Origin of the sequence: Aeromonas sp. XH, from assembly GCF_033348475.1 — a bacterium.
Taxonomy (GTDB): Bacteria; Pseudomonadota; Gammaproteobacteria; order Enterobacterales; family Aeromonadaceae; genus Aeromonas; species Aeromonas sanarellii.
This window is the reverse complement of the sequence record NZ_CP137630.1, coordinates 1325388-1345186: the sequence shown is the minus strand read 5'-3', so window position 1 is coordinate 1345186 and position 19799 is coordinate 1325388. Positions and strand designations below refer to the sequence as shown.

Sequence of the window (19799 nt, the reverse complement as noted above, 5' to 3'; positions counted from 1 at the left end):
CATGCTCCACACCACCCCGCTTTGCCTCTCTCTGGACGAGCGCCCCCTGCTGACGCTGCCCCCCCTGGCGGTGGCCCCAGGTGAAGTGCTGACCCTGATGGGCCCGAGCGGCTGCGGCAAGAGCTCATTGCTGGCGGCCCTGGCCGGGGTACTGCCCGGCGTGAGGGGAAGAGGCCGGTTCCGGCTGGAGGGAGAGCTTCGCCTGGATGGGCGCCGGCTCACCTCCCTGCCCCCCCAGGAACGGCAGATCGGCATCCTGTTCCAGGATGATCTGCTGTTTGCCCACCTGACGGTGGCCGAGAACCTGATGTTCGGCATGCCGGCCAGCATCAGGGGTACGGCGGCCAGAAGGGCGAAGGCGCTGGCGGCCTTGACCGAGGTGGGCCTGGCGAGCCAGGGGGACAAGCGGCCAGACCAGCTCTCCGGCGGCCAGAAGGCACGGGTCGGCCTGCTGCGGGCCCTGCTCGCCGAGCCCCACGCCCTGCTGCTGGACGAGCCCTTCTCGCGCCTCGACAAGCCGCTGCGCTCGGCGTTTCGCACCCTGGTGTTCGCCCGCATAAAGGCACTGGGCATCCCCGCCATTCTGGTGACCCACGACGAGGAGGATGCGCCGGGCGCCATACTGCATCTGATCCCACCCGCCACCGACGAAGAGGAGAGCGACCTTGTTTGACCGCCACCTGATCCCCCTTGTCCGCCGCCCCCTCGCCACCCTGGCGCGGCCCCTGTGCCGGGCCGGGATCAGCGCCAACCAGATAAGCCTCGCCGGCTTTGCCATCGGCATGCTGGCGCTGCCGCTGCTGGCCCTGGGGGCTCATGGCTGGGCGCTCGCCGCCATCCTCTGCAACCGGCTGCTGGACGGGCTGGACGGCGCCGTGGCGCGAGAAACCGGGATCACCGACTGCGGCGGCTTCCTCGACATCACCCTCGACTTCATTTTCTATGCCGCCGTGGTGCTGGGCTTCGCCCTCGCCGACCCCGCCAACGCGCTGCCCGCCGCCACCCTGCTGTTCGCCTTCATGGGCACGGGCTCGAGCTTTCTGGCGTTTGCCGTCATGGCGGGCAAGCGGGGCATAGAGAGCCCCGTCTACCACCACAAGTCCCTCTATTATCTGGGCGGCCTCACCGAAGGGAGCGAGACCATAGCGCTCTTCGTGCTGATGTGCCTCTGGCCCGCCGCCTTCGTTCCCCTGGCCTACGGCTTCGCCCTGCTCTGCTCCATCACCACCCTGACCCGGGTCTGGAGCGGTTATCACACCCTGCGCTGACGGGTGTCGCGGGGAGCCGGCCCGGTACGGAACACTTGCGCATGGACGTCAATGTTTTACCATGACGGCACTCTTTTTCAGGCTCACGAGAACCCTATGCGTCGCCTTGTCTGTGTCCTCTCCCTGTTTCCCCTGCTCTATGGCTGCAGCAGCACGCCGGCGCCCAAGCCCGTGGTCAAACCCCAGCCCAACAGCGCCTTCATCAACCAGGCGCCTCCCGCCAAGCCGGTCTACCAGAGCGGGGGCAGTCTTGGCGTCAGCAAGGGGGATTTTTCCAACCGCAGCAACGTAGACAGGTTCGTGCAGCGCATGGTCGACAAGCACGGCTTCAACGGCGCCGAGCTGCACCAGTTGCTGGCCCAGGCCGAGCGCTATGACTGGATCATCCGGCTGATGGATGCCCAGGCGCCCACCCGCACGCCCCCCACCGGGCCCACCGGCGCCTGGAACCGCTACCGCGCCAAGTTCATCACCCCGGACAACGTGCAAAACGGCGTCAGCTTCTGGCGCGAGTACGAGGGCGAGCTCAACCGGGCGCAGCAGATCTACGGCGTGCCGCCCGAGATCATCGTCGGCATCATAGGGGTGGAGACCCGCTGGGGCCGGGTGATGGGCAAGACCCGCATCCTGGATGCCCTGGCGACCCTGGCCTTTGACTACCCGCGCCGCGCCGAGTTCTTCACCAGCGAACTGGAGGCCTTCCTGGTGATGACCCGGGACGAGGGGATGGATCCCACCGAACCCAAGGGCTCCTACGCCGGCGCCATGGGCTACGGCCAGTTCATGCCCTCCAGCTTCCAGCGCTACGCGGTGGACTTCGACGGCAACGGCCACACCAATCTGTGGGATCCGGTGGATGCCATCGGCAGCGTGGCCAACTACTTCAAGGCCCACGGCTGGGAGAAGGGGCAACCGGTGGCGGTGCGTGGTCAGGGGCAACTGCCGGGCTATGAGCACGGCTTCCAGACCCGCTATCCGGTCACCACCCTGCGCGGTGCCGGACTGGCCCCCATCGCCTCCCTTGGCAACCACAAGGAGGCGAGCCTGCTGCGCCTGGACGTGGGCACGGGCTACCAGTACTGGTACGGCCTGCCGAACTTCTACGCCATCACCCGCTACAACCACAGCACCCACTACGCCATGGCGGTGTGGCAGCTCGGCCTTGCCGTCAGGGATGCCCGCGGCGGTTACTGAGCCAGGCATACAGCCAACAAAAACGGGCCCGCGGGCCCGTTTTGCTATTCGTTTTCCAGCAGCCAGCGCTTGAGCAGGGCCGCCAGCTGCGCCTGCTCCTCCCCCGTCAGCGGGGCCAGCAGGCGGCGCTCATTGGCCAGGTGCCGCTCCACCGCCTCGTCCACCAGGGCCAGGCCCGCGTCGGTCAGGTTGACCAGCAGGCTGCGCCTGTCATCTGGGGCCGCCTGACGAGTGATCAGGCCGCGCTGCTCCAGCTTGTCGAGCCGGGCCGTCATGGCCCCCGAGCTCAGCATGGCGGATTGGTAGAGGGCGGTCGGGGTGAGCGGCTCACCGGCCCGGCGCAGGGTCGCCAGGATATCGAAATCCGAGCCGAGCAGGCCGCACTCCTTGAGTTCCTCGCTCACCTCGCGCCCGGCGATGGCCGCCATGCGCGCCACCCGTCCCAGCACCCCCATGGGCGAGCAGTCGAGATCCGGGCGCTGCCGCGCCCACTGGGCCAGCAGCAGGTCAACGTGATCACTGTCCATTCGGGCTCCCTTTTTATCTTTACAGAAAGATACTTGATAATAAACCAACTCGCGGCTAATTTATCTTTACTTAAAGATACTTGTTTGTGAGACAACCATGCCGCTGCTGATCGCCCTGCTCGCCCCCCTGCTGTGGGGCAGCACCTATGCCGTCGTCAGTCTCTACCTGACCGACTACTCCCCCTACTGGGTGGCCGTGTGGCGAGCCCTGCCCGCCGGCGTGCTGCTGCTGTTGATCCATCCCCGCTGGCCACCGCTGACCTGGAATCGCCAGTGCCTGCTGGCGTTTTGCAACATCACCGCCTTCTTCGCCCTGCTGTTCGTGGCCGCCTTCCGCCTGCCGGGCGCCGTGGCGGGCACCCTGGGCGCCACCCTGCCGCTGGTCTTGATGGCGCTGGCCTGGTTGCAGGATGGCGTCAGGCCGTCGCTGAAATGGCTGCTGCTGGGGCTGATGGGGCTCGCCGGGGTGCTCCTGCTGCTCAACCCCTCCGCCAACCTGGACCCCGTCGGCGTGGCGTGCGCCCTGCTGGCCACCCTGCTCATCGGCCAGTCCAGCCGCTGGATGCAGCGCTGGCCGGTCAGCGATCTGCTGGCGCTCACCGCCTGGCAACTGCTGCTGGGCGGCCTGATGCTGATCCCGCTCGCCTGGTGGCTGGCGGGCCCCATGCCTGTGCCGCAACTGGCGAGTGCCCCCGCCTTTGGCTGGCTCATCCTGCTCAACACCGCGCTCGCCTACTGGGCCTGGCTGTGGGGGCTCAAGCGCCACGGTCCCGAGGTGATGGGCATGCTGGCCCTCACCAACCCCATGGTGGCGGTCTCCCTCGGCGTGCTGCTGGTGGGCGAGGCGCTGGACGGCCGCCAGTGGCTCGGCATCGGGGTGATCCTGCTCTCCCTCTTCCTGATGAAGCTGCCGGCCCGCCCCTTCTTCAAGCGCTGGCAGGCCCGCCGGGCGAGCACCGGCCAGTGCGGTAGGCCGTGAGCACGACGCCTCCAACTCAAGTGCAATAAAAAAGAGGAGCCATCAAGGCTCCTCTTTCACATTCCGCGGGTGCTTGAGTCGAACTCAGACCCCGGCCTTGGCCAGGGCGGCGGAGACGATCTGCTGGGCCTCCTGCTGGATGAGGTCCAGGTGTGCCTCCCCCTTGAAACTCTCCATGTAGATCTTGTAGATGGACTCGGTGCCGGACGGGCGCGCCGCGAACCAGCCGTGCTCGGTCACGACCTTCAAACCGCCGATGGCGGCATCGTTGCCGGGGGCGCGGGTCAGCTTGGCGGTGATGGGGTCACCCGCCAGCATGGAGGCCTCCACCAGCGCCGGATCCAGCTTGGAGAGCACCGCCTTCTGGGCACTGTTGGCCGGGGCGTCGATGCGACGGTAGCTGGAGCGGCCGAACTTGGCCTCCAGGGCGTCGTAGTGAGCCTGGGGATCCTTGCCGGTGACGGCCAGGATCTCGGCCGCCAGCAGCGCCAGAATGAAGCCATCCTTGTCTGTGGTCCAGACGGTGCCATCCTTGCGCAGGAAGGAGGCACCCGCGCTCTCCTCGCCGCCAAAGCCGAACTCGCCGCTATGGAGGCCATCCACGAACCACTTGAAGCCGACCGGCACCTCTTTCAGGGTGCGACCGATCTCGCCGGCGACCCTGTCGATCATGGAGGAAGAGACCAGCGTCTTGCCGACGGCGGCTTCCTTGGCCCAACCGGTTCTGTGGGTGAACAGGTACTGGATGGCCACCGCCAGGTAGTGGTTCGGGTTCATCAGCCCCGCCTTGGTGACGATGCCGTGACGGTCGTAGTCGGGGTCATTGCCGAGCGCGATGTCAAACTTGTCCTTGAGCGCGATCAGGCTCGCCATGGCGAACGGGCTGGAGCAATCCATCCGGATCTTGCCGTCCTTGTCCAGTGTCATGAAGGAGAAGGTCGGGTCGACCTTGTAGTTGACCACCTCGATGTCGAGGCCGTAACGCTTGGCGATCACGTCCCAGTAGGCGACGCCGGAGCCGCCGAGCGGATCCACCCCGATCTTGATGCCGGCCTGCTTGATGGCGGCCAGGTCCAGCACGTTCTCGAGATCGTCCACATAAGGGGTGACATAGTCGTGCTCCACTACGAACTCGCTGGCCAGGGCCTCGGCGAACGGCATGCGCTTCACACCGGCCAGATTCGCTTCCAGAATCGCGTTGGCGCGGTCCTCCACCCACTTGGTGATCTCGCCCTCGGCGGGGCCGCCGTGGGGGGGGTTGTACTTGAAGCCGCCATCTTCCGGCGGGTTGTGGGACGGGGTGATCACCACGCCGTCCGCCAGGGCAGCAGGTTTGCCTGCGTTGTGGCGCAGGATGGCGTGGGAGATGACCGGGGTCGGCGTGAAGCCGAGACCGGCCTGAATGCGGGTCTCGACGCCGTTGGCCGCCAGCACTTCCACCGCGCTGGCAAACGCCGATTCGGACAGAGCGTGGGTATCCATGCCGACGAACAGCGGGCCCGTGATGCCGGCCTGCTGGCGATACTCCACCAGGGCCTGGGTCACCGCCAGGATATGGGACTCGGTAAAGGCGCTGTGCAGGGCGCTGCCACGGTGGCCCGAGGTGCCGAAGGCGACCCGCTGCTCGGGGCGGCTCATGTCCGGCTTGTTGAGGTAGTAGGCGCTGACCAGACGGGGGATGTTGGTCAAATCGCAGAGACGAGCCGGTTGACCGGCGTGGGAATGCTGTGCCATGGCGTTTTCCTTGAGCTGAGCCTTGCCCGGCAAGGCCTTGAGTCGTTGATGCGTTAAACGGCGCCGCACACCCGAGCCGTCAGATCCTCGTCATAACCCATGCTGGTCATCAGCTGGGCCACCATGTTCTGCTTGCGACTGGTGTTGGTATTGGTGATCACCCAGAACGGGGTATCCGGCACCGGCTTGGGCTTGGTGGTGCTGCCACTGGCACGCAGCGCCTCGGGATCCCGGGAGAAATAGACGCGCTTGCGCCCCTTGATCTCGGTCGCCTGAGTGAAGCCCTCCGGGTTGTCCCGGTACAGGGTGCTCAATACCAGCATGAAGCGGTTGATGGACTTCTCTTCCTTCTGCAGCTCGCCGGAATCCAGCAGGGCCTCCAGCCCCAGCGCATCGGCCACCGGCTGGGACTGAGACTGGGTCGGTGCCGCGACAGGGGCGACCGGGGTCAGCTGACCGGGTTGCTCCAGCAGACGGCGCAGGATATCGGACGCACTCTCGCCGATGTGCCGGGTCTGGCTCGCGATAAAGAGGTAGAGATCGTCATCAAGCTCGATGGTTTTCATAGGGATGCGCTGGACTCGTCGAAATTCGGATGCGGCGATTATACATAGGCAGACCCGGCAGCCCAAGGGAGGGGCTGGCAGATGTGCATGAATCTCCCCGAGAATACGGCATAATAGCGGGCCAAGTGTGTGATCCCCCGCACTGATAGCCGATCCCGGGGCACTTTTTTTGGAAAAAAACCACAAAAAAATGCCCCATCAGGAATGAAATCCTTTTCTTTCAGTGTGTTAAAAAACCTGGCGACACAGCCCACGACCGACAAGGTGTCATTTTGCAACAAAACTCATTATTGAATTTCAAGGAGCAGGGCCAGGGGGCCCCCGTCGTGCTGATCCACGGCCTGTTCGGCAGCCTGGACAACCTCGGCCTGCTGGCGCGCCCGCTCGGCGAGCAATACAGGGTCATCAGCGTCGATCTGCGCAATCACGGCGCCTCCTTTCACTCGGACGAGATGAGCTACCCGGCCCAGGCGGCGGATGTCCTCGCCCTGCTGGACCACCTTGGGCTCGATCGGGTGGCCCTGGTGGGTCACTCCATGGGGGGCAAGGTCGCCATGCAGCTCGCCAAGCAGGCACCGGAACGGGTCAGCCAGCTGGTGGTGGCCGACATCGCCCCCGTGGCCTATCCCCACGCCCGCCACAAGAACGTCTTCGCCGGGCTCAACGCCACGCTCGAGCACGCTCCCCAAAGCCGCAGCGAGGCGGAAGCCATGCTGGCGGAGCACATCGAGATCGCCGGGGTGCGCCAGTTCCTGCTCAAATCCTTCGCCAAAGGGGAGTCAGGGTGGGGGTGGCGTTTCAACGTGCCGGCCCTCGAGCGCAACTACGCCAACATCATGGGCTGGCCCGATGACGAGCGCCGTTTCGAGGGGCCGACGCTCTTCATCAAGGGGGGAGAGTCGGACTACATGTTGCCCCAATACAGCGAGACGGCCCTGGTCCAGTTCCCGGCGGCCAGGGTGCGGGTGATCGCCGGAACCGGCCACTGGCTGCACGCGGAAAAGCCGGTTTTGTTCAACAAACTGGTTGTGGATTTCCTGTCGACAGGCGGTTAACAGTTTCAAATCCTTTGTGATATAGTGCGCCCGTCTTAAGGAGTGCGCGCAATCCATGCTGAGTGAACACATCGATCTCATCGAGAGTCTGGGCCTGAAGCTGTTCTTCGTGGCCATCTTCCTGCTGATTGGCCTGGCCATTCAGGATGTGCTCAAACGCGGCAACGTGCCCCGTTTTGGCCGCTTCGTCGTCTGGCTGGTGCTGTTTCTGGGTTGCGCGGGTTTTGTCGCCAAGGGGCTGATCGAAATGGGCTGGGAAGGCTCAGGGATCGGCTAACTACTTTTCATCTGTGATGTATGGCCAAACAGCAAACTGATCGAACAACACTGGATCTGTTCGCAACTGAGAAGCGCCCCGGCAGGCCAAAGACCAACCCACTCCCCCGTGAGACCCAGCTCAAGATCAACAAGCGCAACCAGCTCAAGCGCGATCGGGAGAACGGGCTGAAGCGGGTCGAGTTGAAGGTGGAAGCCGAGTTGCTGGAGCGCCTGAACCAACTTGCGCTGCAACAGAACGTCAGCCGAGCCGAGCTGATCCAATCTATCCTGAAGCAACAGATCGAGTCTGCTCATGCAGCAGGCATCGCAATCTGAACCGTTAAGCATCAACACCAGATACGGGTAACTAAACACTATGGCTAGTGTAGGTCTGTTTTTCGGCAGCGATACCGGTAATACCGAAGCTGTCGCCAAGATGATCCAGAAAGAACTGGGCAAGCAACTGATTGAAGTCCGTGACATTGCCAAGAGCAGCAAGGCCGACATCGACAGCTTCGATCTGCTGATGTTCGGTATCCCGACTTGGTACTACGGCGAGGCCCAGGCCGATTGGGACGACTTCTTCCCCGAGCTCGAAGAGATCGACTTCACCAACAAGCTGGTCGCCATCTTCGGATGCGGCGATCAGGAAGACTATGCCGAGTACTTCCTCGACGCCATGGGCACCCTGCGTGACATCGTCGAAGCCAAGGGCGCCATCATCATAGGTAACTGGCCGACCGCCGGTTACGAGTTCGAAGCCTCCAAGGCCCTGGTGGATGACAAGCACTTCGTGGGTCTGGGCATCGACGAGGATCGCCAGCCGGAGCTGACCGCAGAGCGCGTCAAGGGCTGGTGCAAGCAACTGCACGAAGAGATGTGCCTGAGCGAGCTGGAGTGATCTCCCTCCCCTCTCCATGCAACAAGGGCCCCGACGGGGCCCTTGTTGCATCTGTCTTCCGCACTCAGCCGCCCCTGTGCTGGGGCTTGGATCTGACATAGAGGGTGCGCTTCACCTGGGCCACCAGCTCGCCCTGGCTGTCCTGCACCAGCACCTCGAACTCGGGGAAGTGCTTGTCTCCCCCCTCGGTCGCCGCCACGATCGACGCCAGCTTGCCGTCGGTCAGGGTGAACTCGGCCACCAGCTTGCCCTTGCCAGGCTTGATGAAGTTGATGCTGCCCGCCTTGTCCCAGACGTAATAGCGGTTCTTGAAATGCCCCATCAGCATCAGCGGATAGATGGGATCCGTCATGGCGAACATGCTGCCACCGAACTGGGTACGGTTGGCATTCTTGTTCCACCAGCGGGACTTGAGGGTCACCCGGCAGAAGCGAAAATCGGAACTCAATGTCTCTATCTTGATGCCGGCGCCCCAGAACGGGGGCCAGGCGTTGAGGGCACAGCGCACCCAGGCCGAGTTGCCAAAAAGCCAATCCATGGATCTCATCCGACCAGACTATGAAGAGATCACATAGTATCAACATTCTCTCGTGGAGCAAGCGGGCCGGATTAATCTTCCAGTGGGGTAAATGTGCTAAACCCATTGAATTGTTGGGTTTATTTTTAACTTGGCTACGACCTATAATGACAGGCCAAGCGAGTTCGTGGTTGCCATTCCAGCGGCAGTCAATCAGAATAACCACACCTTCGAGAATGCGAATAAATAGAATATGGCAGACAACAACCAAGCGTTAAAAAAGGCCGGGCTCAAGATCACCTTGCCCCGCGTCAAGATCCTGGAAATCCTGCAACAGCCGGACTGCCAGCACACCAGTGCGGAAGATCTGTACAAACGGCTGATCGATCAGGGTGAGGAGATTGGTCTCGCCACCGTCTATCGCGTTCTCAACCAGTTTGATGATGCCGGTATCGTCACCCGTCACCACTTCGAAGGGGGCAAGTCGGTGTTCGAGCTGGCGACTCAGGAGCATCACGACCACCTGGTCTGCCTGGACTGCGGCAAGGTGATCGAGTTCTCCGACGAGGTGATCGAACAGCGTCAGCGTGACATCGCCAAGGCGCACAACATCCGCCTGACCAACCACAGCCTCTACCTGTATGGCCACTGCGCCAACGGTGACTGCAAGCACGACGAATAACCGCTTCGCCGCGCGTGTCATGAAAAAGCCAGCATCACGCTGGCTTTTTTGTGTCCGTCATCCGGACAAGAAAGGCAGGGTCTCCCCTGCCCTCTCATATCAGGCCTCGGCCTTGCCCCAGACGTCCCGCAGGGCAACGGTGCGGTTGAACACCAGGTGCTCGGCGCTGGAGAGCTTGTTGTCGGCGCAGAAGTACCCTTCGCGCTCGAACTGGTAGGCAAACTCCGGCTTGGCGTCCTTCAGGGAAGCCTCCACTCGGGCCCCCTCGATGATCACCAGGGATTCCGGGTTCAGGGCCGCCTCGAAGTCATCCTCGGCGCCCGGGTTAGGCACCTTGAACAGACGGTCGTAGAGACGCACTTCGGCCGGCAGGGAGTGACTGGCGCTGACCCAGTGGATCACCCCTTTCACCTTGCGGCCATCCGCCGGATCCTTGCCCAGGGTCTCGGGGTCGTAAGAGCAGTAGATGCAGGTGACCTTGCCATCCGCATCCTTCTCGATCCGCTCGGCCTTGATGACGTAGGCGTTGCGCAGGCGCACTTCCTTGCCCAGCACCAGACGCTTGAACTGCTTGTTCGCTTCCTCTTTGAAGTCCGCCTCGTCGATGAAGATCTCGCGGCTGAAGGTCAACTCGCGGCTGCCCATCTCGGCCTTGCTCGGGTGAGCCGGTGCGCTCAGCACCTCGTCGGCCGCCAGGTTCTCGATCACCACCTTCACCGGGTGCAGCACGGCCATGGCGCGCGGGGCGTTCTCGTTGAGATCGTCGCGGATACAGGCTTCCAGCATGCTCATCTCGACGATGTTGTCCTGCTTGGTCACGCCGATGCGCTTGCAGAACTCGCGGATGGAAGCCGGGGTATAGCCACGACGGCGCAGACCGGAGACGGTCAGCATGCGGGGGTCATCCCAGCCGCTGACGTGCCCCTCGGTCACCAGCAGGTTCAGCTTGCGCTTGGACATGACGGTGTATTCGAGGTTCAGGCGGGAGAACTCGTACTGGCGCGGGTGGCAGTCGATGCTGATGTTGTCCAGCACCCAGTCGTACAGACGGCGGTTGTCCTGGAACTCCAGGGTGCACAGGGAGTGGGTGATCCCCTCCAGGGCGTCCGAGATGCAGTGGGTGAAGTCATACATCGGGTAGATGCACCACTCGTCACCGGTCTGGTGGTGGTGGGCAAACTTGATGCGATAGATGACGGGATCGCGCATCACCATGAAGGGGGATGCCATGTCGATCTTGGCGCGCAGGCAGGCGCTCCCTTCGGCCATCTCGCCGTTCTTCATCTTGGCGAACAGGGCCAGGTTCTCTTCCACGCTGCGATCGCGGAACGGGCTGTTCTTGCCCGGCGCGGTCAGGGTGCCGCGGTATTCGCGCATCTGCTCCGGGGAGAGCTCGTCCACATAGGCCAGCCCCTTCTCGATGAGCTCGATGGCATAGCCGTGCAGCTTGTGGAAATAGTCGGAGGAGTAGCAGATCTCGCCGCTCCACTGGAAGCCGAGCCACTGGACGTCCTGCTTGATGGACTCCACGAACTCGATGTCTTCCTTCGCCGGGTTGGTGTCATCGAAACGCAGGTTGCACTGACCCTGATAGTCGCGGGCGATGCCGAAGTTCAGGCAGATGGATTTGGCGTGGCCGATATGGAGATAACCGTTCGGCTCCGGCGGGAAACGGGTATGCACGCGGTTGTGCTTACCGCTGGCCAGATCTTCATCAATGATCTGACGAATAAAGTTAGTTGGGCTGTTCGCCTGACTCATGGCTCACCTCAAAAATGCGTCACTGGCGGACGTTGTGCCGGCTGGCACCCTCATACCCCCGCCGTCAAGCCGGGTATGATCCCTCATTACGCGCCCTGCCTCAACCTGAATTTGGCCAATTCGGGTCATTGGCGCACCAAAAACGGCGAAACGGGAGAAATTGCAGAGATCCTGGTCAAAAAAAGCCCCGCACGGGGCGGGGTCTCAAGTGATGAAAAACAGACAAAACACACACAACAAAGGTTCACACGCAGAGTCAACCTTTCCCAAGCCCGATGGCCATCGCCCTTGGGAAAGGCGGGTCTTGCGACCCACCTTGCGTTAAGAAACGAGGGTTATCAGTTCAGTTCGGTGACGCGGCTGGTGCGCTTGCCATCGAAGCTGGTGGTACGCAGCCAGACCTTGCCATTGACGGTCGGCTTGGCCGCGGCGTCATAGGCGGTCCAGGTGGTGCCGTCCAGGCTGTACTGGATGGGCAGACCCGGCAGATCCACGTTTGCTTCAAGCACACCGTTCACCACCTTGGCACCCGGTACGGAGAGGCGGTATTCCACCCCGGCCTGATCCAGTTTCGGCAGCACGCGCTGACCCAGTACGTTGGCGAACTGGTTCCACTCCTTGTTCAGGGTGGCCTTGTTAACGAACTTGGTGGTGCCGGAGAACTCGCGGTTCTTCACGTAGTCAAGCTCGAAGCCGCCCTTGTGCCAGGCACGCTCGGCCACGGAGAAGATGCGCGGGTAGACCATGTACTCGTATTGCGCGTCGGTACGCACGGTTTCACTCCACTGCTGACCGGAGATTCCCTTGAACTTGACCGGATCCTGGTCACCCTTGGCCACGAAGGCGTTGCCGTCGCGGTCAACCGAGGTCTCGGCGTTCTGCGGCAGGTTTTCCGGGGCGAAGGCGAACACCTTGCGGGTGTCGTTGAAGCGGGTGGCCCAGTAGTAGCCGCGCTCGGCCGGGTGTACCTCATTCGGGAAGTCGAAGTAGAGGTAGTCGGGGTTCGAGAGCACCACCTCATAGCCCTTGTGCGCCCACTTCATCGCCTCGTTGAAGCCGCCCCAATAGAGGGTTTCCCAGAAGTTGACCCGGGTCTTGTCGGTGGCGAACACGCTGGCATCCGTGGCGTACTTCAGACCATCTTCCCACGCCTGCAGGGTGGAGAAGCCGTGGCCCTTGACCATCTCGCTCACTTCCTTGGCAAAATGGACCGGCAGCTCGGCCACGTCCTTGATCTTGCCATCGTCGATCATCTTCTGGCACATCGGTGACTTGCCGAACGGCTTGTCCTGCTTGCTGGAGTCGACGTTGCCCTTCCAGGCGACCAGCTCTTCTTTCTTGGTGACGGCCGGATCCTGGTAACCACCGCCCTGCATGATGTTCTTCGCCTCGTCACCACCGTAGTGCCAGGCGGTCAGGGGCTGACCGGCGGCCTGGTGCATCTGGGCCACCTCATCCATCACCTTGGCCACGAAGGTGGCAGCGCCCGGCTGGCAGGGGTTGATGAAGGACATCTTGTCGTAGAACTGCACCGAGGTGACGTTGGAGGTATCGGCCGGGTCGGTCAGACGGAACTGGTTGGCCTCGGCCTCTTTGCCCTCGCTCATCAGACGCTTGTAGCGCGCCTCCATGGAGACCACGGCGGCACGGGCGTGGGCCGGCATGTTGATCTCGGGGATCACGGTCACACCGCGCGCCTTGGCATAGCGCACCAGATCGATGTAGTCGGCCTTGCTGTAGAAACCGGAGCCCTGGTTGTCACTGGTCGGGCCGGAGCCGAGCTGCGGCATCAGGCACTGGGTCTCGGAGAGATCGTGGCAACGCTGGCTGCCGACGTCGGTCAGTTCCGGCAGGCCCGGGATCTCGATGCGCCAGCCTTCATCGTTGGTCAGGCCCAGATGCAGCACGTTGAGCTTCATGGCGGACATCTGGTCCACCAGCTTCTTCAGGGTCTCCGGGCTTCTGAAGTGACGGGCCACGTCGGTCTGCATGCCACGGTATTCGAAGCGCGGCGCATCCTCGACGGTCATCTGGCTCACCAGCTTGTCGTCAACGCCCAGCAGGGAGATCAGGGACTGGGCACCCCAGAAGGCGCCGTCAATGTCGTGGCCCTGAATGACGGTGCCCTTCTGGCCTATGGTCATGTCGTAGCCTTCGGCCTGCTTGAGCTTGCTGCCGAGCTTGATGGTGACCGGGTAGCCGGTGTCGGAGAGGGTAACACCCAGCTTGGTCAGTTGAGCCTTGATGGCCTCGGCGCGATCGCTCGGCAGGTCAAGGGCATTGAGCTTGATGGTGGAGAAGTCGATTTGCGGGCCGGCCTTGACCACCTGCTTCATCGGGCTCGGCAGGATGCGGTCGTCAATCTTGCCGGCAGGCAGCAGGGTGCTGGTCTGGTTGGCGGCGAAGCGGGTCTCGCTGTTCATCAGGATGTTGTTGTCATCCTTGGTGCGCTTCCAGCCGTCGGCCGGCATCGGCTTCTCGTAGGTGCTGGCGTCGTCGATGTTGCTCATGCTGGCCAGCACTTTCGGCTCGGCCCCTTCGCTGGCGACATACCAGTTCGGCATGATGTCAGATTCGAACAGTACCCAGTATTCCACCACCAGGGGCACCTCGACCGTGGCGCCCTTGGCAAAGCCCTGGAACTTCTCGGTCGGCGTCAAACGATAGAGGTCGCCGGTCAGGTGGGTGATGGTGAACTGGTCGTTGTCCACCCGCTGGATGCGGCGGATGGAGGAGACATAGATGCTCCAGTCCTTGGAGGTGACGTCGGCCCCGGTATTGGTCAGGTGCAACTTGGCAACGCCGCAGCTCGCCCACTCTGAACCCAGTGCCTGGCAGTCGAGGCCGGCGCCGGCACCGTCATTGGTGACGACTTCGTACTTGACGACGAGGTTGCTGGCGAGGGCATCGACCACGGCTTGCTTGGCGGCATCGGCTGCCAGTGCTGGGCCGGCGAAAACGGTAGACATGGCAATGGCTAACAGAGAATGTTTCAAGTTCATAACTGCTGCTCTCGTTTGAAGTAAAGGTTGGATTTTCTTGGCTTTTTTATATGGGGCCCCGAGGCGGGGCCCTTAGTTATGTCAACAATGGACTTAGACTTGAGGTGAGCGAGTCGCTCGATTAACGCAGGGCTTTCATCTCACCGGCGATGATCTCGGCCAATGGGCCCAGAATCACCTGCAGGTTCTGTTCACCGAGCTTGACCACACCGGCCGCGCCCAGGGCTTTGAGCTTGCGCTCGTCGACGATGCTGCGGTCTTTCAGGGTCAGACGCAGGCGGGTGATGCAGGCATCGATGGTCACCAGGTTTTCCTGACCGCCCAGCACTTCCAGATACTGCTTGGCCAGCTCGGTGCGGTCGGTGGTCTGGGCCTGTACCGGCACGGCTTCGTCGTCTTCACGACCCGGGGTCTTCAGGTTGAACTTGGCGATCACGGCGCGGAAGACCACGTAGTAGAGGCCGAAGAAGACCAGACCCTGTACCAGCAGCATGTACCACTGGGTGGCCAGCGGGTTGCGGCTGGAGAGCACCATGTCCACCAGACCGGCGCTGAAGCCGAAGCCGGCGATCCAGTGCATGCTGGAGGCGATGAACACGGACAGGCCGGTCAGCAGGGCGTGGATGACGTACAGTACCGGTGCCACGAACATGAAGGAGAACTCGAGCGGCTCGGTCACCCCGGTGAAGAAGGCGGCAAAGGCGGCGGCGATCATGATGGACGCAACCTTCTCTTTGTTCTCTTTCTTCGCGCTGTGGTAGATGGCCAGTGCCGCACCCGGCAGACCGAACATCATGATGGGGAAGAAGCCGGCCTGGTACATGCCGGTCACGCCCACGACGGCCTTGCCGGCGTCGATGGAGGATTGGCCACCCAGGAAGTTCGGGATGTCGTTGATGCCGGCCACGTCGAACCAGAACACGGAGTTCAGGGCGTGGTGCAGACCGACCGGGATCAGCAGGCGGTTGAAGAAGGCGTAGATGCCGGCGCCGGTGGAGCCCAGGCTCACGATGGATTCACCGAAGGAGACCAGGCCACCGTAGATGACCGGCCAGACCGCCATCAGGATGAAGGAGACGACGATCATCACCACGGAGGTCACGATCGGCACCAGACGACGGCCGGAGAAGAAGGCCAGCGCCTTGTGCAGCTCCACGCTGCTGAAGCGGTTGTACAGCTCGGCGGCGATGACACCACACAGGATGCCGACGAACTGGTTGCTGATCTTGGCGAAGGCTGCCGGCACCTGGTCGGCCGGGATGCCCTTGATCTGGGCCACGGCGCCCGGGCTCAGCAGGGTGGTGACCACCAGGAAGCCGACCAGACCGGCCAGCGCGGCAGAACCGTCTTTATCCTTGGACATGCCATAGGCGACGCCCACGGCGAACAGAATGGGCATGCTGTCGATGATGGCGGCGCCCGCCTTGATCAGAAACGCAGCCAGAGGGCTTCCGCCACCCCAACCGTTCGGGTCAATCCAGTAGCCAATCCCCATCAGGATCGCTGCGGCAGGCAATACCGCCACCGGCACCATCAGGGCACGGCCGATCTTTTGCAAATAACCGAGAATGTTCACGGTTCCTCTCCTTAGTTGGTGTTTTTCTAGAAATTAAGTGCTTATCACGTTCGACGCATAAGCCATCAAGGCTTGATTGGCAGTCTAGGGCTTTTATTTCGCTGCGCAAATTAATAAACCCACATTCGTGATCATTATCACTCATCAGAGATAAAGGTAGCGGATAGATGTGGCTTAGTTCGCAATCTTTATTTACGCTATAAAACAACTTAGATGTGTCTTTTAGTCTTGCCGTCAATAGACAGCTGCAACCCGTACAGAGGTATATAGAATGCGCCTGATCCCGTTGAAGTCTGCCAGCCAGGTGGGTCTCTGGTCCGCCCGTTACATCGTCGACCGCATCAATGCGTTCAAACCGACCAGCGATCGCCCCTTCGTGCTGGGTCTGCCCACCGGCGGCACGCCGCTCAACACCTACAAGCGCCTGATTGAACTGCACAAGGCCGGCGAGGTGAGCTTCCAGAACGTGGTCACCTTCAACATGGACGAGTACGTGGGGCTGCCCAAGGAGCACCCGGAGAGCTACCACAGCTTCATGTACAACAACTTCTTCAACCACATCGACATTCGCCCGGAAAACATCAACATCCTCAACGGCAACGCGCCGGATCTGGTAGCCGAGTGCCAGCGCTACGAGGACAAGATCAAGTCCTACGGCAAGATCAACCTGTTCATGGGCGGGGTCGGCAACGACGGCCACATCGCCTTCAACGAGCCGGCCTCTTCCCTGGCTTCCCGCACCCGGGTCAAGACCCTGACCGAGGACACCCGGATCGCGAACTCCCGCTTCTTCGGTGGCGACATGGAGCAGGTGCCCAAGCTGGCACTGACCGTGGGCGTGGGCACCCTGATGGATGCCGAAGAGATCCTGATCCTGGTGATCGGTCATGCCAAGGCCCAGGCCCTGCAGGCCACGGTGGAAGGCAGCGTCAACCACATGTGGACCATCTCCACCCTGCAGCTGCATCCGAAAGGCATCGTCGTGTGTGACGAGCCCTCCACCATGGAGCTGAAGGTCAAGACGGTGCGCTACTTCCAGCAGCTGGAAGCCGACAACATCAAGCACCTCTGAGGAGCCGCCATGTACGCTCTGACTAATTGCACTATCTACACCGGCAGCTGCGTGCTGACCGGTTATGGCGTGGTCATCGATGGCGACCAGATTGTCGCCATCTCACGCCGGGCCGAGCTGCCCGCCGGCATCGAGCAGATCGACCTCAAGGGCGCCAACCTCAGCGCCGGCTTCATCGACGTCCAGCTCAACGGCTGCGGCGGCGTCATGTTCAACGGTCACATCACCACCCAGACCCTGGCCACCATGCAGGCGGCCAACCTGAAATCCGGCACCACCAGCTTCCTGCCTACCCTGATCACCAGCCCGGATGCGGACATGAAGCAGGCCGTCGCCGTCACCCGCGACTACATGGCCGCCCACCCCAACGAGGTGCTGGGCGTCCACCTGGAGGGGCCCTACACCAACCTCAAGCGCAAGGGCATTCACCCGGCCGAGCAGATCCGCCAGCCCGCCGACGAGATGATCGACTTCTTCTGCGACAACGCGGACGCCATCGCCAAGATCACCCTGGCGCCGGAGCGCAACAAGCCCGAGCACATCCGCCGCCTGGTGGAAGCCGGCATCCTGGTCTCCGCCGGCCACACCGCCGCCAACTACGACCAGGCCATGGCCGGCTTTGACAACGGCATTCGCTTTGCGACCCACCTCTACAACGCCATGACCCCGACCCTGAACGGTCGCGAGCCCGGCGTGGTCGGGGCCATCTACGATCGCAAGGATGTCTATGCCGGCGTCATCGTCGACGGCCACCACGTGCACTGGGCCAACGTGCGCCTAGCGCACAGGATGCTGGGGGAGCGGCTGGTGCTGGTCACCGATGCCACCGCCGCGGCCGGGGCACCGGAAGGCTTTGAGCAGTTTGATTTTTGTGGCGCAACCGTCTATTTCCGCGATGGTCAGTGCGTCGACGAGAATGGTACACTCGGCGGCTCCGCCCTCACCATGATCGAAGGGGTGGAAAATCTGGTCAAACAGGTCGGATTGCCGCTCGACGAAGCACTGAGAATGGCCACCCTTTACCCCGCGCGCGCCATTGGATGGGACTCACGTCTCGGTAGTATCCAGGTCGGAAAAATTGCCAACCTCACCGTCTTTGATCAGGCCTTCACGGTCTGCGGGACCGTGGTTAACGGACACTACACAACACAGTGACACTATGACTGGCGGACAAATAGCAAACGTAGATCTTATCAAGCAGGTGAACAGTGCGGTCGTCTATCGGCTCATCGACCTGCAGGGGCCCATCTCGCGGGTCAAAATTGCCGAGTTGAGTCAGCTGGCCCCGGCCAGCGTGACCAAGATCACCCGGCAACTGATCGAGCATGGCCTCATCAGGGAGACGTCGCCCCAGGCATCGACCGGCGGACGGCGCGCCATCTCCCTGACCACCATCAAGCATCGCTTTCATTTTGTCTCCGCCAAGCTCGGTCGCGGCTATCTGCAGCTCTCCTTGTACGATCTCGACGGCAAGGAGCTCGATCAGCACGTCACCCAGGTGACCGAGATAGAGCAGCAACCCGTGATCGACATGCTGCTGCGGGAGATCGGCGCCTTCATTGACGCCAACAACGACCGCAGCCGCAACCTCATCAGCATCGCGCTCACCATGCCGGGCCTGGTCAACCCGGAATCCGGCATGGTCATCTACACCCCCACCTACCAGATCCGCAATCTGGGGTTGGCCAAGCTCCTAGAGCACCACTTCAACCTCCCCTGCTACGTGGGCAACGACACCCGCTCCCTGGCGCTGGCAGAGCACTTCTTCGGCGAGTCCCGCGACTGCATGGACTCCATCCTGGTGAGCGTCCATCAGGGGACGGGCTCGGGCATCATCACCAAGGGCAAGGTGTTCCTCGGCCAGAACCGCAACGTCGGCGAGATCGGCCACATCCAGGTCGAGCCCCTCGGCAAGCGCTGCCACTGCGGCAACTTCGGCTGCCTGGAGACCATCGCCTCCAACGAGGCCATCGTCGACAAGGTGAAGGAGCTCATCAGCCGCGGCCACCTGAGCTCGCTGCAGGAGAAGCACATCACCATCCAGGAGGTGTGCAAGGCGGCCCTGGCCGGGGACGAGCTGGCCCGCAGCGTGATCGAGAACGTGGGGGAACACCTGGGCCGCGCCATCGCCATCACGGTCAACCTGTTCAACCCGCAGAAGGTGCTGATCGCCGGCGAAATCACCGCCGCCGAGGAGATCCTGATCCCGGCCATCCGCCGCTGCGTCGAGCACCAGTCCCTGCCAAGCTTCCACCGCGGCCTGCCCATCGTAAAGGCGCGCTTCCAGAATCAGCCCACCATCGGCGGCTTCGCCCTGGTCAAGCGCTCCCTGCTGGAAGGGGATCTGCTGCAGATCATCATGGAGCAGAAGTAAGGCTTCACCTTGCAAACCAAAACGGCAGCCAGTGGCTGCCGTTTTTTATTGATGGATGCTTCGAGCGTAGGTTCGATTAGCCGCGTAGCGGCGTAATCGGACGCCGTGGCTCACCCCGCCCGGCAGGGTTTGAACAGATCCAGCTTGCCGTTACAGGCCTCGGTCTGCACATTCAGGATGCCGAGCATGGTGCGGGGCAACAGGTTGTCGTGTTCCATCCATCCGACTCACCCCGCTCTACATGGCTTGAACAGATCCAGCTTGCCGTCATACACCTGAGTCTGCACGTCCATGATGCCGAGCATGGTGCGGGGCAACTGGTTGTCGTGTTCC

At 62.3% G+C, this 19799-nt stretch carries 19 protein-coding genes; 12 read left to right on the top strand and 7 right to left on the bottom strand.

Translation table 11 applies throughout. The features are described 5' to 3' along the window. Position 1: 1 nt before the first annotated feature. The 3 genes from R2B70_RS06425 to mltB all read left to right on the top strand — a co-directional run bounded on the left by R2B70_RS06425 (position 2) and on the right by mltB (position 2462). On the top strand, positions 2 to 673 hold the full coding sequence (locus tag R2B70_RS06425) for an ATP-binding cassette domain-containing protein (protein WP_209793541.1): 672 nt from the start codon (positions 2 to 4) through the stop codon (positions 671 to 673). Then, positions 666 to 1268, top strand: a complete 603-nt coding sequence (locus R2B70_RS06420; protein ID WP_318162916.1) for a CDP-alcohol phosphatidyltransferase family protein — start codon at positions 666 to 668, stop codon at positions 1266 to 1268. Before R2B70_RS06425 ends, R2B70_RS06420 begins: the two co-directional genes overlap by 8 nt. Before the next feature lie 96 nt (positions 1269 to 1364). Continuing rightward, positions 1365 to 2462: a lytic murein transglycosylase B gene (gene mltB, locus R2B70_RS06415; protein WP_318162915.1), complete on the top strand. Its 1098-nt coding sequence runs from the start codon at positions 1365 to 1367 to the stop codon at positions 2460 to 2462. A 44-nt stretch (positions 2463 to 2506) separates the two neighbouring features. On the opposite strand, the gene R2B70_RS06410 is transcribed toward mltB, so the two are convergent. Then, positions 2507 to 2989 (bottom strand): MarR family winged helix-turn-helix transcriptional regulator, encoded by a 483-nt coding sequence (locus R2B70_RS06410; protein ID WP_042077345.1) that lies wholly within the window; start codon positions 2987 to 2989, stop codon positions 2507 to 2509. Positions 2990 to 3086: 97 nt separating this feature from the next. On the opposite strand from R2B70_RS06410, the gene R2B70_RS06405 reads away from it, so the two are divergent. Further along, a complete protein-coding gene (locus R2B70_RS06405; RefSeq protein ID WP_318162914.1) occupies positions 3087 to 3968 on the top strand; it encodes a DMT family transporter in 882 nt (293 codons plus the stop codon). Between the two features lie 84 nt (positions 3969 to 4052). On the opposite strand, the gene pgm is transcribed toward R2B70_RS06405, so the two are convergent. Together pgm and seqA are read right to left on the bottom strand one after the other, a co-directional pair. Further along, positions 4053 to 5702 (bottom strand): phosphoglucomutase (alpha-D-glucose-1,6-bisphosphate-dependent), encoded by a 1650-nt coding sequence (pgm, locus tag R2B70_RS06400; RefSeq protein WP_128273094.1) that lies wholly within the window; start codon positions 5700 to 5702, stop codon positions 4053 to 4055. 53 nt (positions 5703 to 5755) lie between these two features. Then, positions 5756 to 6268, bottom strand: a complete 513-nt coding sequence (gene seqA / locus R2B70_RS06395; protein WP_042077342.1) for a replication initiation negative regulator SeqA — start codon at positions 6266 to 6268, stop codon at positions 5756 to 5758. Between the two features lie 290 nt (positions 6269 to 6558). On the opposite strand from seqA, the gene R2B70_RS06390 reads away from it, so the two are divergent. From R2B70_RS06390 to fldA, 4 genes are read left to right on the top strand one after another with little or no spacing between them, the layout of a single operon-like run. Continuing rightward, positions 6559 to 7323 (top strand): alpha/beta fold hydrolase, encoded by a 765-nt coding sequence (locus R2B70_RS06390; RefSeq protein WP_209793594.1) that lies wholly within the window; start codon positions 6559 to 6561, stop codon positions 7321 to 7323. A gap of 55 nt (positions 7324 to 7378) precedes the next feature. Beyond that, a complete protein-coding gene (locus R2B70_RS06385) occupies positions 7379 to 7600 on the top strand; it encodes a DUF2788 domain-containing protein (protein WP_042077338.1) in 222 nt (73 codons plus the stop codon). 20 nt (positions 7601 to 7620) lie between these two features. Further along, positions 7621 to 7917, top strand: a complete 297-nt coding sequence (ybfE, locus tag R2B70_RS06380) for a LexA regulated protein (RefSeq protein ID WP_005325670.1) — start codon at positions 7621 to 7623, stop codon at positions 7915 to 7917. A 40-nt stretch (positions 7918 to 7957) separates the two neighbouring features. Beyond that, the gene (fldA, locus tag R2B70_RS06375) at positions 7958 to 8482 is read left to right on the top strand and encodes a flavodoxin FldA (RefSeq protein WP_134695517.1); all 525 of its coding nucleotides are present in this window, start codon (positions 7958 to 7960) and stop codon (positions 8480 to 8482) included. Between the two features lie 64 nt (positions 8483 to 8546). On the opposite strand, the gene R2B70_RS06370 is transcribed toward fldA, so the two are convergent. Then, the gene (locus R2B70_RS06370; RefSeq protein ID WP_318162913.1) at positions 8547 to 9020 is read right to left on the bottom strand and encodes a DUF4442 domain-containing protein; all 474 of its coding nucleotides are present in this window, start codon (positions 9018 to 9020) and stop codon (positions 8547 to 8549) included. Positions 9021 to 9252: 232 nt separating this feature from the next. Here R2B70_RS06370 and fur point away from each other — a divergent pair, with 232 nt between their 5' ends. Next, positions 9253 to 9681, top strand: a complete 429-nt coding sequence (gene fur / locus R2B70_RS06365; RefSeq protein WP_042077333.1) for a ferric iron uptake transcriptional regulator — start codon at positions 9253 to 9255, stop codon at positions 9679 to 9681. Positions 9682 to 9780: 99 nt separating this feature from the next. Here the strand turns inward: fur and glnS are convergent, their stop codons facing one another. From glnS to nagE, 3 genes are all read right to left on the bottom strand, one after another. After that, the gene (glnS, locus tag R2B70_RS06360) at positions 9781 to 11442 is read right to left on the bottom strand and encodes a glutamine--tRNA ligase (RefSeq protein ID WP_318162912.1); all 1662 of its coding nucleotides are present in this window, start codon (positions 11440 to 11442) and stop codon (positions 9781 to 9783) included. 338 nt (positions 11443 to 11780) lie between these two features. Beyond that, positions 11781 to 14444, bottom strand: a complete 2664-nt coding sequence (locus R2B70_RS06355; protein ID WP_318162911.1) for a beta-N-acetylhexosaminidase — start codon at positions 14442 to 14444, stop codon at positions 11781 to 11783. A 121-nt stretch (positions 14445 to 14565) separates the two neighbouring features. Continuing rightward, positions 14566 to 16020 carry an N-acetylglucosamine-specific PTS transporter subunit IIBC gene (gene nagE / locus R2B70_RS06350; protein WP_042077327.1) on the bottom strand — a complete coding sequence of 485 codons (1455 nt, stop codon included), beginning with the start codon at positions 16018 to 16020 and terminating at the stop codon, positions 14566 to 14568. Positions 16021 to 16291: 271 nt separating this feature from the next. On the opposite strand from nagE, the gene nagB reads away from it, so the two are divergent. Genes nagB through nagC form a run of 3 tightly spaced genes read left to right on the top strand, consistent with a single transcriptional unit; the run spans position 16292 to position 19466 of the window. Further along, positions 16292 to 17092 carry a glucosamine-6-phosphate deaminase gene (nagB, locus tag R2B70_RS06345; RefSeq protein ID WP_318162910.1) on the top strand — a complete coding sequence of 267 codons (801 nt, stop codon included), beginning with the start codon at positions 16292 to 16294 and terminating at the stop codon, positions 17090 to 17092. Between the two features lie 9 nt (positions 17093 to 17101). Further along, the gene (nagA, locus tag R2B70_RS06340) at positions 17102 to 18247 is read left to right on the top strand and encodes an N-acetylglucosamine-6-phosphate deacetylase (protein WP_318162909.1); all 1146 of its coding nucleotides are present in this window, start codon (positions 17102 to 17104) and stop codon (positions 18245 to 18247) included. A gap of 4 nt (positions 18248 to 18251) precedes the next feature. After that, on the top strand, positions 18252 to 19466 hold the full coding sequence (nagC, locus tag R2B70_RS06335; protein WP_042077322.1) for a DNA-binding transcriptional regulator NagC: 1215 nt from the start codon (positions 18252 to 18254) through the stop codon (positions 19464 to 19466). The last annotated feature ends 333 nt before the right edge of the window (positions 19467 to 19799 follow it).